Annotated in this window: 13 protein-coding genes, 1 tRNA gene and 1 pseudogene; 9 read left to right on the forward strand and 6 right to left on the reverse strand. The window is 68.8% G+C overall.

What is annotated here, in order from left to right; all coding sequences use genetic code 11:
* The first annotated feature begins 135 nt into the window (after positions 1–135).
* Both AB0M87_RS20925 and AB0M87_RS20930 read left to right on the forward strand, forming a co-directional pair.
* Positions 136–1,677 (forward strand): aldehyde dehydrogenase family protein, encoded by a 1,542-nt coding sequence (locus AB0M87_RS20925; protein WP_365855008.1) that lies wholly within the window; start codon positions 136–138, stop codon positions 1,675–1,677.
* Positions 1,678–1,893: 216 nt separating this feature from the next.
* Positions 1,894–1,981, forward strand: a tRNA-Leu gene (locus AB0M87_RS20930).
* 184 nt (positions 1,982–2,165) lie between these two features.
* On the opposite strand, the gene AB0M87_RS20935 is transcribed toward AB0M87_RS20930, so the two are convergent.
* From AB0M87_RS20935 to AB0M87_RS20945, 3 genes are all read right to left on the reverse strand, one after another.
* Positions 2,166–2,645 (reverse strand): SPW repeat protein, encoded by a 480-nt coding sequence (locus AB0M87_RS20935; RefSeq protein WP_365855010.1) that lies wholly within the window; start codon positions 2,643–2,645, stop codon positions 2,166–2,168.
* 134 nt (positions 2,646–2,779) lie between these two features.
* A complete protein-coding gene (locus AB0M87_RS20940) occupies positions 2,780–3,265 on the reverse strand; it encodes a hypothetical protein (RefSeq protein ID WP_365855012.1) in 486 nt (161 codons plus the stop codon).
* Between the two features lie 245 nt (positions 3,266–3,510).
* Positions 3,511–5,019 (reverse strand): family 43 glycosylhydrolase, encoded by a 1,509-nt coding sequence (locus tag AB0M87_RS20945; protein ID WP_365855014.1) that lies wholly within the window; start codon positions 5,017–5,019, stop codon positions 3,511–3,513.
* 254 nt (positions 5,020–5,273) lie between these two features.
* Between AB0M87_RS20945 and AB0M87_RS20950 the strand changes: the two genes are divergently transcribed.
* Positions 5,274–6,245 carry an aldo/keto reductase gene (locus tag AB0M87_RS20950; RefSeq protein WP_365855016.1) on the forward strand — a complete coding sequence of 324 codons (972 nt, stop codon included), beginning with the start codon at positions 5,274–5,276 and terminating at the stop codon, positions 6,243–6,245.
* Between the two features lie 153 nt (positions 6,246–6,398).
* Positions 6,399–7,029, forward strand: a pseudogene (locus AB0M87_RS20955) (TetR family transcriptional regulator).
* 47 nt (positions 7,030–7,076) lie between these two features.
* Here the strand turns inward: AB0M87_RS20955 and AB0M87_RS20960 are convergent.
* Positions 7,077–7,586: a DinB family protein gene (locus tag AB0M87_RS20960; protein ID WP_365855018.1), complete on the reverse strand. Its 510-nt coding sequence runs from the start codon at positions 7,584–7,586 to the stop codon at positions 7,077–7,079.
* Positions 7,587–7,708: 122 nt separating this feature from the next.
* A complete protein-coding gene (locus AB0M87_RS20965) occupies positions 7,709–8,629 on the reverse strand; it encodes a GNAT family N-acetyltransferase (protein ID WP_365855020.1) in 921 nt (306 codons plus the stop codon).
* Positions 8,630–8,764: 135 nt separating this feature from the next.
* On the opposite strand from AB0M87_RS20965, the gene AB0M87_RS20970 reads away from it, so the two are divergent.
* From AB0M87_RS20970 to AB0M87_RS20990, 5 genes are all read left to right on the forward strand, one after another.
* Complete coding sequence (locus AB0M87_RS20970; RefSeq protein WP_365855022.1) at positions 8,765–8,968, forward strand: ALF repeat-containing protein; 204 nt, start codon at positions 8,765–8,767, stop codon at positions 8,966–8,968.
* Positions 8,969–9,056: 88 nt separating this feature from the next.
* Positions 9,057–9,440: a VOC family protein gene (locus AB0M87_RS20975; RefSeq protein ID WP_365855024.1), complete on the forward strand. Its 384-nt coding sequence runs from the start codon at positions 9,057–9,059 to the stop codon at positions 9,438–9,440.
* Between the two features lie 197 nt (positions 9,441–9,637).
* Complete coding sequence (locus AB0M87_RS20980) at positions 9,638–10,144, forward strand: DinB family protein (protein ID WP_365855026.1); 507 nt, start codon at positions 9,638–9,640, stop codon at positions 10,142–10,144.
* A 130-nt stretch (positions 10,145–10,274) separates the two neighbouring features.
* On the forward strand, positions 10,275–10,736 hold the full coding sequence (locus AB0M87_RS20985) for a GNAT family N-acetyltransferase (protein ID WP_365855028.1): 462 nt from the start codon (positions 10,275–10,277) through the stop codon (positions 10,734–10,736).
* Positions 10,737–11,023: 287 nt separating this feature from the next.
* Positions 11,024–11,728: a maleylpyruvate isomerase N-terminal domain-containing protein gene (locus AB0M87_RS20990; RefSeq protein ID WP_365855030.1), complete on the forward strand. Its 705-nt coding sequence runs from the start codon at positions 11,024–11,026 to the stop codon at positions 11,726–11,728.
* Between the two features lie 297 nt (positions 11,729–12,025).
* Here the strand turns inward: AB0M87_RS20990 and AB0M87_RS20995 are convergent, their stop codons facing one another.
* A complete protein-coding gene (locus tag AB0M87_RS20995) occupies positions 12,026–14,578 on the reverse strand; it encodes a glycoside hydrolase family 97 catalytic domain-containing protein (RefSeq protein WP_365855032.1) in 2,553 nt (850 codons plus the stop codon).
* Positions 14,579–14,751: the final 173 nt, after the last annotated feature.

Genomic DNA, 14,751 nt, shown 5'->3' on the forward strand with positions numbered 1-14,751 from the left:
TCACGGACGGTAGGTATCGCGCACGGCCCCACCCTCACTACCTTCTCGGTACGGCGGCCGCCCAGTGCGAGGGCGGCCCGCCGCGCACCACGAAAGCCACCACCTGCCCCGCCCCACCCGAGCGGAGACTCAACGATGGCACCCACCCTCCTTCTCAAGCCCGGAACCTCCTGGTCGGACGCCTGGCAGCGCTGCCGGGCGGTCGCCCCCGAAGCCTTCGCGGACGACCGGGTCCGCAACCTCTGGAACGGCCAATGGCAGGACGACGGCCGTGCCCTGCCCGCCACCAGCCCCATCGACGGCAGCCCTATCGCCGGCCCGCCGCGCCTCGACGCCCGCACCGCCCAGCGGGCGGTCCGGGCCTCGCTCGACCAGCACCACGCCTGGCGGCACATCCCGCTGCCCGAGCGCCGGGCCCGCGTGTCCGCCACCCTGGACGCGCTCACCGAACACCGTGAACTGCTCGCCCTGCTGCTGGTATGGGAGATCGGCAAGCCCTGGCGGCTCGCCCAGGCCGACGTCGACCGGGCGATCGACGGAGTCCGCTGGTACGTCGACCACATCGAGCGGATGGCCGGAGGCCGTACCCCGCTCGCCGGCCCGGTCTCCAACATCGCCAGCTGGAACTACCCGATGTCCGTGCTGGTCCACGCGATGCTGGTGCAGGCGCTCGCCGGAAACGCGGTCATCGCCAAGGCGCCCACCGACGGCGGCGTCGCCTGCCTCACCCTGGCCGCCGCGCTCGCCGCCCGCGAGGGCATCCCCGTCACCCTGGTCAGCGGCAGCGGCGGAGAGCTCTCCGAGGCGCTGGTCCGCTCCCCGGAGATCGGCTGCGTCTCCTTCGTCGGCGGACGGGACACCGGAGCCCGGATCGCCACCGCCGTCGCCGACCTCGGCAAGCGCCACATCCTCGAACAGGAAGGCCTGAACACCTGGGGCATCTGGAACTACACCGACTGGACGGCGCTCTCCGCGGTCATCCCCAAACTCTTCGACTACGGCAAGCAGCGCTGCACCGCCTACCCGCGCTTCGTCGTCCAACGCAGCGCCTTCGACGAGTTCCTGGCGGCCTATCTGCCCGCCGTACGGTCCCTGCGCACCGGCCACCCGCTGGCGGTCGAGCACCCGGCCGACCCGCTGCCCGAGCTGGACTTCGGGCCGCTGATCAACGCGGCCAAGGCCAAGGAACTCGGCGACCAGGTGGCCGAGGCGATCGACCGGGGCGCGGTGCCGGTGCACCGCGGGTCCGTCGCCGAGGCCCGGTTCCTCCCCGGCCAGGACACCTCGGCGTATCTCCAGCCGGTCACCCTGCTCAACCCGCCCCCCTCCTCCCCGCTGCACCATGCGGAACCCTTCGGCCCGGTCGACACCATCGTCCTGGTCGACACCGAGGCGGAACTGCTGGCCGCGATGAACGCCTCGAACGGGGCGCTGGTCGCCACCCTGTCGACCGACGACCCGGCGACGTACGAACGGCTGGCGCCGCAGATCCGCGCCTTCAAGGTCGGCCGCTCCAAGCCGCGCTCGCGCGGCGACCGCGACGAGCTCTTCGGCGGCTTCGGAGCATCCTGGCGCGGGGCCTTCGTGGGCGGCGAACTCCTCGTCAGGGCGGTGACCGACGGCCCGGATGACGAACGGCTGCCGGGGAACTTCCCCGAGTACCACCTGATGCCGTGAGCGCCGCCGGCACCGGTCGTCGTCGCTCAGCGCAGCGATCCGCAAGCGTTCGGTAGAGGAGAAGTGCGCGACGGTCCGCGAACCGTTGCGCACCCCCTCGCCGCCCGCCGCCCACCCGGCACTGACCACGGGAAACGCAGGTGAGGGACACCTCGAACCCCTGGTATTGTTGTTCTTGTCGCCGCGGGGAACATTGCCGTGACCGACAGACACCTTGTCCGGGTGGCGGAATGGCAGACGCGCTAGCTTGAGGTGCTAGTGCCCTTTATCGGGCGTGGGGGTTCAAGTCCCCCCTCGGACACCAGCAATCACACATGGGTGGCGCCGACCGAATCCCGGTCGGCGCCACCCATGTGTCGTTTCTCCCCGCGCGCACATTCTCCCCGGCACGCGAACCAGCCGGCGCCGACTCGGGCAGGAGACGGCGCCGGCTGGTTTTCGGTGGTCGGCGATCGCCTGGTGGCAGCGTCGCCGGCCGGGGATGCGGCTCAGGTCGAACGACTGCGTCGCATGGATTTCATGGCGATGCCTGCGCAGGCCATACCGAGCAGGATCGTGAGGCCGCCGATGATGGCGTTACTGATGATGATCCCCTTGTCCGGGTGACTGCCCACGATCCACGGGGCGATGATCAGCCATACGCCGAGCGCGGACATGGCCAACCCCAGACCGGACGTCCTCTCCGGGGCGATGGTGAACGCCAGTGCCATCAGCCCGATCGCAACACCCGCGATGAGGTTCATGATCATCAGCGAGGGCTGGGTGGCCGAAAAGTGGATCACCCATGGCGATATGGCGCAGTACAGGCCGACGAGGAACAGTGGCCCGTCCATCGGCATCGTCCTGCGTCCCCCGAGCATCTGGGCGTACCGAGCCTGCATTTCCGGAACGTCGGGGTGACTGCCCAGATCCTGCCTGTGCTGCTGGGAACTGCCCAGATCACCCCTGTGGCGTGAGACGTCGGCCATACGACTCGCCTCCTTCTCTCGTGTGAGTCGGACCGCACTGCACGGTTCATCGCCGTGCCATCACCAGTTTGCGCCCATTTCGACCTATTGGGTAGGGAAAATGTTAAGAAGTTTCCCATCCGGTCGGTCAGGCCTCAGACGCCGTTTGCGCAGCTCCGGGCGGTTCCGTCGGCCGGTCCGAAGGCGGCGGCGCCGGCGCACGCGACGGCGGCCAGCGCGAAGCCCAGCGCGGCCGGGCCGACATAGCCGGGCACGGCGTCGGCGGCGCCGTAGCTTCCGCCGTCCTTCGTCTCGCAGACGAACCGCAGAGGCAGGTAGTCCACGGTGTAGCCCACGACGTTCGCCGTCCGCTCCCACGGACCCGGAGCCCGGCAAGGAGGCAGTGGCGCGGAGCCGGGCCCCTGGTCCTCCGCGTCCAGGACGGTGAGGCCGAGCATCAGCAGGCCCCACGTGTAGACGGCAACGGAGGCCGCGCCCAGGAGCGCGGCGGCGCACCGGAACCACACCTCGCGGCCGGCCTGCCGGGGACCGATGCGGCCGAGAGTACCGAAGCCGTAGCCGGTGAAGCCGAAGGCGGCTATCAGGCCGACCGGAATGAGCAGCAGAAGCAAGGACACCATCGGGTGAGCCCATCAGGGCGCGACCACAACAGATGTGACGGAGGCCATAGTTCCGGCAACAGGGCCGTCACAGCTTCCGCACCGGCGGGGCAGCGGCGGAGGGCCCGCGGTGCCGAACCGCGACGTGCCGGCCGCCGTGACGTGCTTGCACGGGCCCCGGTATGCCCAGCTCCCCGCCAAATCCCCGCGCCGCTACTGCCGTGATCCGTACGGTGCGGGACCGACGCAACCCGAAAGGCGGAGCCTCACCCGTACACCTCCGCCCGGTCGATGCTGACGAACGACGCCTGGGACTGCCCGTCGTGTTCCCCGGTGACGCGGACGCGCAGGGTGTGCGGGCCGGCCGTGAGTCGTGGGCTGAGGTACTGGACGGTCTCGCCGGTCCGCGGGGAACCGTAGAAGTCCACCCGGGCCTCCGGCCCGCCGTCCATGCTGAGCGCCGCGTACCCGTTGCCCACATCGCGTACCGAGAGGAGGGCGATGCGGGTGCCGGTGAAGGAGAACGTGGCGCTTGCTCCGGCCTGGTCGATCCAGTGGTCGTCACCCCAGAAGCACTGCGTCCGGCAGCCGGTGCCGGAATTCCAGGTGCCGCCGTAACTGATGCCGCCGGGCCCGGAGGACCGCCCGTCGTCGTTGATCCAGTAGTTGCCGGACCCGGGGTCACCGGACGGCAGATCCTGGGTGGCGCCCAGAGCCAACGGCCGCCCGAAGTCCGGACTGCCGTCCGCCCGCCAGGTGAACTTCTGTGCCCGGGTGGTCCGGTTGCCGTAGGTGTACGCCGAGGTGGTCTTGGCGTGGTAGAGGATCCAGTCCTCACTGCCGTCCGGTGAACGGAAGAAGGCGTGATGCCCCGGCCCGAACACGCCGTGGTCGTCGGCGCGCGAGAACACGGCGCCCTGGTGCTGCGTCCAGTTGGCCGGCACCAGCGGATCCGCTGCCGCGGGCAGCGACATCATCCATAGCTGGTAGTCCGGTTTGCCGGTGTCGCAGGTGGAGTAGGTCAGCCAGGTACGGCCGTTGCGGTACAGGAACTCCGGCCCCTCCCGTACCTCGGGGCACCCGCCGGCCGCGTCGATGGCCACCGCGTTGCCGGTGACGGTGTACGGATTGGACATCGGCGCCAGGTTCAGACCGTTGTGCTGGTACTGGTTGATACCGCTGTAGGCGAGATACAGCTTGCCGTTCTGCTGCAGGATGCTCGCATCGATCGCGAAGTCGTTCGCGTGGTTGGGCGGGACGAGCTTCGCCTTGAAGTGGTACGGGCCGGTCGGATCGTCCCGGTCGGACTCCAGTACGTAGATCCGGTGGTGGTCGTCGACGCCGTCGTCGGCCGTGTAGTAGAGGTACCAGTGCGAGCCGAACCGGTAGAACTCCGGTGCCCAGATGTGCTGGTTGCGCGAGCTGTCACCGTCGGTCCAGACGGTGACCGGGTCCGTCGCGAGCAGGGTACTCAGTGAGGGTGACCGCCACATGGCGACGCGGTCGCCCTGCGTACTGGTCAGGTAGTAGTTGCCGTTCCAGTGCGTCATGAACGGATCGGGACCGGTGTTGAGCGGGTTACGGAAGGTGGTCCCGGCGGCGGCCGCAGCCGGGCCGGGCTGCGCGACCGCCGGGGCCGGGTGACGGCTCGCGGCGGCCGGAGCGGTGCTCGCGGTCGCCGGGAGGGCGGCGAGCAACAGGCCCAGCAGGGCTGCGGCGATGACCGCGGTGAGACGTGCGTGCCGGAAAACGGTGCGTGGCTCGGTGGGGTGCATAGCGGTCCCTTCGGGTGGTGGCCCAGGAAGGAGAGGGGGACGCCGAACGCCTTACATCGATGTAATGCCGCCGTCACCGTAAGGGTGTGCCGTGTCCCTGTCAACGCGATGGCTGGGTAGCGCCGTCCGTACGGTGGCGGCCCGGCTGCGAAACCCAGCTGCTTCCACCACCGCGTTCGCCTATCGTCAACCTGATTCCTGGCGGGGCGCCTTGGCCCCACCGGGCCGAGGTTCATGACGTATGGAGGATGATTGTGCGCTACCGCGAGCTGGGACGCAGCGGACTTTCGGTGTCGGAGATCGGTTACGGCGCCTGGGGAATCGGCGAGTCCAGCTGGGTGGGTGCCACCGAGGACGAGTCCGTACGTGCCCTGAACCGGGCCGTCGATCTCGGCGTGAACTTCATCGACACCGCCCGCGGTTACGGCGAGAGTGAGCGCATCGTCGGCCGAGTGGTGCGTGAGCGGGCCGCAGCCGGTGACGAGGTGTGTGTCGCGACCAAGGTGCCGCCGAAGAACGGCGTGTGGCCGCCGCCCTTCGGCCTCGATCCGGGCGAGGCGTTCCCGGGCGCGTACATCCGCGAATCCCTGGAGGTCAGCCTGAGTGCGAGCGGCCTGGACCACTTCGACGTGCTGCAGTTCCACGTCTGGAGCGACGACTGGGTCGGCCGGGGTGACTGGCTGGAGACGATCGCCGCACTGAAGCAGGAGGGAAAGATCCGTCTGTTCGGCGTCTCGGTCAACGATCACCAGCCCGACAACGCGCTCGCCCTCGTCCGCAGCGGCGCCGTGGACAGTGTGCAGGTCATCTACAACATCTTCGACCAGGCACCCGCCGACGAACTGCTGCCGGCCTGCGCGGAGCACGGCGTCGGCGTCATCGTGCGGGTGGCGCTCGACGAAGGCGGCCTGACCGGCCGGATCACCGCGGAGAGCACGTTCCCGGAGGGCGACTGGCGCAACCGCTACTTCCGTGACGACCGCCCGGCACAGGTCGAGCAGCGGGTGGCCGCGATCGTCGGCGACCTGTCCATCGCGCCCGACGAGATCGCCGAGCAAGCGCTGCGGTTCGTGCTGAGTTCGCCGGCCGTCTCCACCGTCATCCCCGGCATGCGTACCGTACGCAACGTCGAGCGCAACACGGCGCTGAGCGACGGACGCCCGCTCACCGCCGACCAGCTCGCCGTACTGGCCAAGCACCGGTGGCAGCGGGACTTCTACAGCTGAGCCGCAGTCGCTTGGCGCTGTCGTGTGGCGCGGTCGAGGGTCGCTGGTCGCGACGGCCGGCATCGGACGGCTGATGGCACATGGCGCCGCGCCTGGCATCAAGAGCCAAGGCGCACCTGTGTGCCGTCCGAGGCATCGCGCTACGATTGTCCGGTGGCTTCCCGTACCGAAACCAGCCTGGCTCAGCGCAAACGCCAGCTGGTCGCGAACGAGCGAACGAACTGACCGAAGCGGCGCTGCGGTTGCCGGCGCTCAAGGGATTCGACGTGGTCACTTTCGACGAGATCGTGGATACCGCCGGTGTGTCCGAGCGGACCTTCTTCCGGTACTTCGCGTCCAAGGAGGACGTGGTCGTCCAGTTTCTGGCCGACATGGGCGCCGGAATCCACGCAGAACTGGCAGCCCGCCCCGCCGAGGAGCGCCCCCGGCGCCGCTGCGGCATGCCGTCCGGACCGCCTTGGCCGTCTGCGGAGACCGGTCCGACGGCGAGCAGCCGGCCAGGGCGCTGCGGGTGGTGCAGCTAATTCTGCGCGCGCCCGCTCTGCACGCACGCTTCCTGGAGCGGCAGGCGCAATGGCTCGACGGTCTGACGACGGAACTGGCCCGCCGGCTCGGCCTCGACCCCGAGACTGATCTGTACCCGCGGATGGCCGCGGGCATGGCGCTCACCGCTTTCGATACCGTGCTGCACCGATGGAGTGCCGGCGACGGCGCCGAAAGCCCTGCCGCACTGATCGACCGGGCCTTCGCCGTCATCGCCCCGGCACTGGACGCCATCGCGTAACCAGCCTCTCCCGCACAGCACGCGGGAGATCGAAGCCTCCCGGGAACTCAGGCGCCCACGGTCCCGTCGACACCCTCCCGCAGGAAGTCCGCGTGCCCGTTGTGACGGCCGTACTCCAGGAGCACGTGCACCATCACCATCCGCAGCGACACCTCCTCCTCCCACCGGGGCTGGTACCCGGCCAAGTCCAGAGAACCGGCCTCCCGTTCGATGCTGCGGGACTTCTCCACCTCGGCTTCCCAGGCTGTGAACGCCTCGTGCCTGGTCGATGTACTCGCGTCGTACGCCGCCTGGAAGTCGGTCTTCTCGGACCAGACCATGGGTGCGTCGTTGTCCTCGAACACGCGGCGGAACCAAGCACGCTCCACCTCCGCCATGTGCCGCACCAGGCCGAGCAGCGACAGCGTAGACGGCGGCATCGACCGCTGCCGCAGTTCGTCATCGGTAAGCCCTTCACACTTCATGGCGAGGGTCGCCCGGTGGTAGTCGAGAAAGGCACGCAGCATGTCGCGTTCACTACCGAAGTTGGGCGGCCCTGTGCGCTCGTCGCTGGTCACTCGTCTCACTCCTCGTTCCTGCCGCAGATGCACGGCCACTGTCCACTTCGACTGACTGTTCGGATATCACGCTGGTGACGCCGCGTGGGTGACGGCCGTGCGGACGGGGCTCGGTGAGCCGGTCAGCCGGTGGAGCCGGCCGTGCGCGGAAGGTCGAGGGAACGGTGCTCCTCCAGGACTCGGTAGCCGACGCTCGTGTACAGGCTCATCGCGACATCGTTACCGCCCCACACGGTGAACATCAGCGCCGAGTCACCGGCGTCGAGCGTGGCCTGCTCCCCGGCCGCCATCGCGGCCCGCCCGTAGCCCTTGCGGCGGTACTGCTCCTCGACGTGCAGTGCGTAGCCGAAGGTCACGCCGGGGAGGTACCCGTGCTTGAGCCAGCCGGCACCGACCTGCTCGCCTGCCGCTTCGATCACCAGGAAGGTGTGGTCGGGTGTCGCCAGGCCCTCCGGAAGCAGCCCCGCGAAGTCGCGGTCGGACTTGCGTGCCGCATCCTCGGGGCTCAGTGCACCGGCGCGCACTATGTCGCCCACGTATGAAGCCTTCTCGGAGGCGAGCCACCGTGGGTATTCGGCGTCGGTCATCTGCCGCGCGGTAACGCCGTCGAGCGGCCCCGGCGGGGCACCGATGAGGCGACTCCTGGTCTGGCCGCGGACAGCGTAGTCGGCGAACAACTCGCCCGCCGTATCAGCGACTTCCACGTCCAGCCGAACCGCGCCGCGCTCCTGGCACCAGGTCTCGGCCCATGTGCGGGCCGCCTGCTCATGCCCTCGTCCGGCATGCGCCGCGTCGACCCACAGGTCACCTATGCGGCCCGCGAGCGCGCCGTCGCGCTCGGCCACGCCCACGGCGACGTACCCGACCCGGGTCCCGGCGTCCCTGACCTCGGCGACGGTCCAGTCGCTGCCGCGGTCGCGTATCTCCTGGACCCTGTGCTCCACTGCGGGGGCGCTGAGGCCGGCGCCGTACGAGGCGCGAAGCCGCCGCTCGAAGTTCCTCTGCCATTCGCTGCTGTCATCAAGCGCGTTGAAGTCCGTCACCTGATCACACTAACCAGGTTGCCCTGCACCTGGGTCGAAGCCGCCGCAACCGCCGCAAGGTCGAGGCTCACCGACACGACGCCGCTCCCGCGACGTTACCCGACCGGCAGGCGCCTGACCCGGTGGCAGGACGCTGTGACCAGGCCTCATGTCTACGAGGACAGCCTCGCTGTCGCCCAGGCAATCGAGGCGCAGAACCGACCCTTTGCCGTCTTCCAGATCCTGGCAGACCCGACCATCAGCGATGCCCTCCGAAGCGCTGCGGAGGGGGTAATCGACGGCACACCTGAGCAGTTGCGGCATTTCATCGAAGTCGGACAGTACGAGGTGGACGCCTGAGTGTCCGGGCTGTGTGCGCGAACGATGAGCGCATCTCGGTAGCGCACCTCGGTAGCGCCTGGAGGGCAAGTCAGGGAGGCTGGCGCGCATGGTTTCGGTATTGCAGAACGTGGCGATTGACTGTGCGGACGCCTACGAGCTGGCCCGGTTCTGGAGCAGAGTGACTGGCCATCCACTGAATCCGGAGGACAAACCGGGTGATCGGGAGACTCAGGTGTTGTTGGCGGAGGGCCCAGTGCTGTACTTCAACCAGGTGCCCGAGCCCAAGAAGATCAAGAACCGGATCCACCTGTGTTTGCGCCCGGAGACCTCGCGCGAGCAGGAGGTCGAGCGGCTGTTGGGGATCGGTGCCACCCTTGTCACCGATCACCGGAATCCCGATGGCTCCGGCTGGGCAGTCCTCGCCGACCCCGAAGACAACGAATTCTGCGTTCTTCGCAGCGACTCCGACCGGGCCGCGATGAATTCCTGAAGCTCTCGCGCCCTTCTGGCCGATATCGCCTGACAACTGGTCACTTCGACTCACTGATGGCCAAGATGCGAACGGTCGCCCGGCCTGCTCCACGTCGGCCGGGTCTGTGATGACGGTCAGCAGGCGGCAGGCAGCGGCCGGGGGCATCGCCCTTAAACACTTCGACATCGGTTGGGTGATCGGGGATGCTTCGCGCGATGACCAGAATCGATGACACACCTCCCGCGTGGGACGAGCGCACTCAGCTCACCACGTTCCTCGACTACACACGTGACACCGCCCGCGCCAAGTGCCAGGGGGTCTCCGCGGAGAACGCACGCAAGGCGCTCCTGCCGGGCTCACCGCTGATGACCATGAGCGGAGTGATCAACCACCTTCGCTGGGTCGAGTACTACTGGTTCCAGGTGGTCTTCCTCGGCGAGGAGGACCAAGGCCCCTGGACCGATGAGGACCCCGACCGCGAAATGCGTATCGCTGTCGACTTCCCACTCGCGCAGTTGCTCGACGAATACGCCGAACAGAGCGCCCGCTACCGCGAACTGGTCGCCGGGAGCGGCCTGAGCGATCAAGCCGAGGGCGCCGTCCGCGACAGCCTCCACGTAGACCTGCGCTGGATCCTCCTTCACCTCACCGAGGAGACGGCCCGCCACAACGGCCACCTGGACATTCTGCGCGAGATGCTCGACGGCACGACCGGCGACTAATGCTCTGACCACATGGGTCCACCGGGGTACTTGGGCCGGCGGGAACTGGCTCTGTGTAGCGATCTTCGGTGGGCAGTGGTTTCCGAATTCGGATGCATGGGGGCCCCTCCGTCTGCGATCGTCGCGGACTGTGAACAGTGATGACCTGGTCCTTCGGCGTGCGGACGACTCCGACGCGATCGAGATGGCCGGTGTGTGGTTGCGTTCCTTCACCGCCGCTCTGCCGACCGTGCGCCGCGCGCATGACGACGACACGGTGCGGGACTGGTTCTCCTTCGTGGTCGTGCGGCAGCACGAGACCTGGGTGGCGGTCGCCGAGGGCGCCGTGGTGGGGTTGTTGGTGCTCGATGGCGGCGATCTGGAGCAGCTCTACCTCGACCCGCCGTGGCGTGGCCGGGGGCTGGGTGACCGGTTCATGGACCTGGCCAAGCGGCAGCGGCCGAACGGGCTGGCATTGTGGACGTTCCAGGTCAACGGAGCAGCACAACGGTTCTACGAGCGGCACGGCTTCATTGCGGTTGAGCGAACTGACGGGCTGCGGAATGAGGAACATGAGCCGGACGTTCGCTACATCTGGCGGCCTCAGAAGTAACGCTGGATGAGGAGGAAGACAGTCAGCGACCTGGGAGCGGCTGTCCACCGCGATCTTGGCCGAGGCCGAGGCGGCCGGAGCGGTCGAGTGGATCGTGGTTCTGTCGCCCGGAACGCGGGGCTCGGCTGTGGCGTAGCGGAAGCCCGAGCGTGGGGGCTCGCCTGGGCCGGAGTTCCCCGCCGTACCGGCTGGGAAAACCGCTGTCGGGCAAATAGATCAAGATGATAGAACTACCGCCGTGCCCAAGACTCTGGAGTTTCCCGCTCTGCTGCGGCTGATCGACGAACGTGCAACCGCCTTCCGCGCCGCGATCGCCGCCGCGCCCCGGGTGGCCGCTGTCCGACCTGGTGCAGCACATCGGTGAGGGCCGCCGCCGCTGGGCGGCCACCGTCGCCGCCGGGCCGGACGCCACGTCCAGGACCCCGGCCCAGGGTGACGCGGTCGCGCCGCAGGAGCACGACGCCGTGCCGGCCTGGCTGGCCGCCTCAACCGAGCTGTTGCTGGCGGCCCTGCGGGAGGCCGGTCCGGACCAGGGCTGCTTCACCGGCTGGGGTAACACGCAGACGCCGCACACCGCCGGTGGCGTCGCCCGGCACCAGGTCCAGGAGATCGCGGTGCACACCTACGACGCCCAGCTCACCGTGGGCGAGTCGGCCTCACTGCCTGTCGAGGTGGCGCTCGACGGTGTCGAGGAGAACCTGTTCATCGCCAGCTTCACGACGAGCGCCTGGCCGCACAAGCCCACCGCCTTCGACCTTCACGCCGCCGAGGGCCGCTCCTGGCGCCTCACGGTCGACGGCGACGGTGCACGGACCACCCGGCTGCCCGCTACCGGCGAGGACCCGGACGCGGCAGGCCTCTCCATTCGCGGCACGGCCAGTGATCTGGTCCTCTGGCTGTACAACCGCATTTCGGTGGACTCCCTGCAACTCGACGGGGACCCGGAGCTGCTCGACCTGCTCCTCGCCTGGGAACCGGAGGACTGGGCGTGACGACACGCCCCCGCGTACACGCCGGCGGCTCGAATCGCGAACGGTCTCGTACCGAACGGTGGCGGTCTCGCTTCCAGCGGTGGCCGGCCCTCTCTGGCAAAGATCGTGCCGCCTGGGAAGGCGACGCCATCCACCACGAACTCGCGTCACGCGGAAGACGCGGATCCACGATCGTGCTGATCAACCGATCAACTGCGTGCGGCCACCGAGGACTGATCGCGTGCCTCTCAGCGGCGCTGCCGTGAGCCGCGGATGTTCCCGCGCCTCACGGCAGGGACGTTCGCCGGGCCCGTCCGGTTACCGGCGGGCGGCGCCGGTGGCGATGTGCAGCCGTGCGTCGGCCCAGTCGGCGTGGTCCGAGTCGTTGCCGTCGCCGCCGTCCGTCACTCGCAGGGTCAGCTGCTGCACGCCGGTGACGTCGATGTCGAAGGCATGGGCGGCGTCATTCGGGCCCATGACCTCGCTCTTGCCCAGTACCTTCCCGTCGCCGATGACTTCGAAGGCTACGGAACCCTTTTCCGGCTTCTCCTCGTCGATGCCGACGTCGGCGCTGAAACGGTCATAGGTACCGCCCAGGTCGACCGTCACCTCGGAGGGCGCGTGCGCGCCGAGCCCCTTGTCGTAGGTCCGGTCGCCGATGCGCAGCGGGCCCCCGTCGCCCTTGGCCGACTCGCCGTTGGACGTGTCCCGTTCGACCGGGCCCCAGCCGTTGCTCTCCGCCGAGAAGGGGAGATCGCTGACGTAGTCGATGCCGGGTGGTGACACGAAGACACGGACTTGCCGCTGCAGACTCAGCTTCGGGGCTGTCGCGCTCGCGGCCGGGTCCCGATAGGTGACGGTGACCGGAATTTCCGTCCAGCCGTAGTCGGGCTGCTCCGGCACAGTGATCCGCCAGTCCGCGGTCAGCGGCTGACCGGTGGCCAGCTCGGCTGCGGTCGCCCCCGGCCCCTCGACGCTCCAGCCCTCCGGGGCCTTCGCGTTGAGCGTGACATCGGTGACCGGACCGAACTCGTCGATCGCGAAGCTGCCGTCGAGGTCCACCTCCGTGCCCGGATCCGCCGCGGTCTGCCGCGGATCCACCGTCAGCGTGCCCGAGGGGACATGGCGTACGGGCTCGTCGCAACTGGTCCGGCCGGGCACAGCGCGGCAGACGATCGCGGCGAATCCGCCGTTCTCGACACCCGGCACCTGCAGGGTGTCGTGGCGCGTGAGGACTCGGCTCTCCCGGACCAGGCCGTCCGAACTGTCGCGGACCACATCGACTCGCCACTTCCCGCCGCTCAGGAAGTCCAGCGGCACCCGGTGGGTACGAGCCGCTCCTGCGGCCATCTCACCCAGGAACCATCGCGCGCCACTGCGTCGTGCGAAGCCGGCGCTCAGACCGGGCGCGCTGCCCTTCAGCAGCTTCGTCTCGTCCCAGACCGTCGGTACCTGTTCCAGGAAGCGAGCCAGTTCGGGACGGGCTCGATACTCCTCGATGCTGCCCGCGAAGTTCTGCAACCCCGACTCGAATATGACGGACAGAGCCAGTTCCGCAGCATCGGACGTGTTGCGCTGACCGAACTGGAAACCCATCGGGGTGAAGTCCATCGACCCGACGACGTTACGGGTGAATGGCAGCGTCGCGATGTTGTCGGCCCGGACGTCGCCCTGCTCGGCGCCGTGCACTGCCTCCATCGACATCACCTGCGGCCAGGTGCGCTGGATGCCGTTCGGGATCGTGGAGCCGTGGAAGTCGACGAGGAGTTTGCGCTCGGCAGTGGCCTTGAGTATCTCGTCGTACCACTGATAACGCTCACGGGTGTCGCTGTTCATGAAGTCGATCTTCAGGCCGGCGGCGCCCCACTTCTTGACCTTGTCCAGCTGCGCGTTCCGCTTGGCAGCGGTGTCGAGGTCCGTCCAGGCCATCCACAGCAGGATCTTCACTCCGCGCCGTTTCGCGTAGTCCATGAGCTGCGGCATCCAGTCCGTGGTCTTCCAGCCGTCGTCGACGAGGGCATACTGCCACCCGTGCGCCGCGGCGTAGTCCACGAACTTCTCCTGCGTCTCCAGGCTGCGCTGAGCCTCGTTGAACCCGGCCAGCCATGACCAGGCGACCTTCCCGGGTTTGATCCAGGAGGTGTCGCGGATCCGGGACGGCGGCGCCAGGTCGTCGATGAGGGTCGACTCGGCGACGGTCGCGAGATCACCGATGACGGCGGTGCGCCACGGGGTGGCGAGCGGCCCGTCCGAGTGGACCTCCTTGTCCGCCAGCGCCACCGTGTAGCGCCCGGTGCCCTTTTCGTGCACCAGACGGCTGCCGGAGTACCGGCCGTCGAGGTCGGACTCGGCGAGTACGACGTTCTGGTCGCCCACCTGGAAGAGCGCCGGGTAGCCGTACTCGCCGCTGCCCGCGGAGGCCGCGGTGGTCCGGTCGTAAGGCTGCTCGTGAGGGGTGGAGTAGGTGCTGAGCCAGGCCGGCGAGGAGGCCGGGGGCTGGAAGGCGGAGGCCTCGTGCTCGATGGTCACCCCGTCCTTGCCGGGTAGCACATAGCGGTACGCCACACCGTCGTCGGCGGCCCGGACCACCAGATCGAGGCGTGCGCCGCCCTTCCCCTCGAAGGCGAACCGCGACTCGGTCATGTGGACGGACCGCCGGAGCTCCTTGCCGACGGTCGTCGTGTACTTCTCGTTGACCGCCCGGCTGCCACGGTGCAGCAGGTGCAGCCCCGAGGTCAGGTCCGCCTGATCGGTGACCACACCGACGGGTGCAGGTTCGAGGACCGTGCTCCCGTTCCGCCGGACGGAGAAGTCGAGCGAGCCGTCGGTCCGGTCGAGGGTTACGACTGCGGTGGGCCCGCCGCGCTGCACGGTCCATGACGTGGCCGCGGGACCGGAATGTGGACTGACAACGTTGTCAGTCCGTGCGCTTGCCGGGCCGGCCGAACTCAGGGCCAGTGCGGTGCTGACTGCCGCAGCCATCAGCGCCATGGGGCCGGCACGTAGGTTTCGCAGTCTCATCCAGTCCTCCGTATCGGAACCAA

It is taken from the genome of Streptomyces sp. NPDC051320 (assembly GCF_040682175.1).
Classification (GTDB): domain Bacteria; phylum Actinomycetota; class Actinomycetes; order Streptomycetales; family Streptomycetaceae; genus Streptomyces.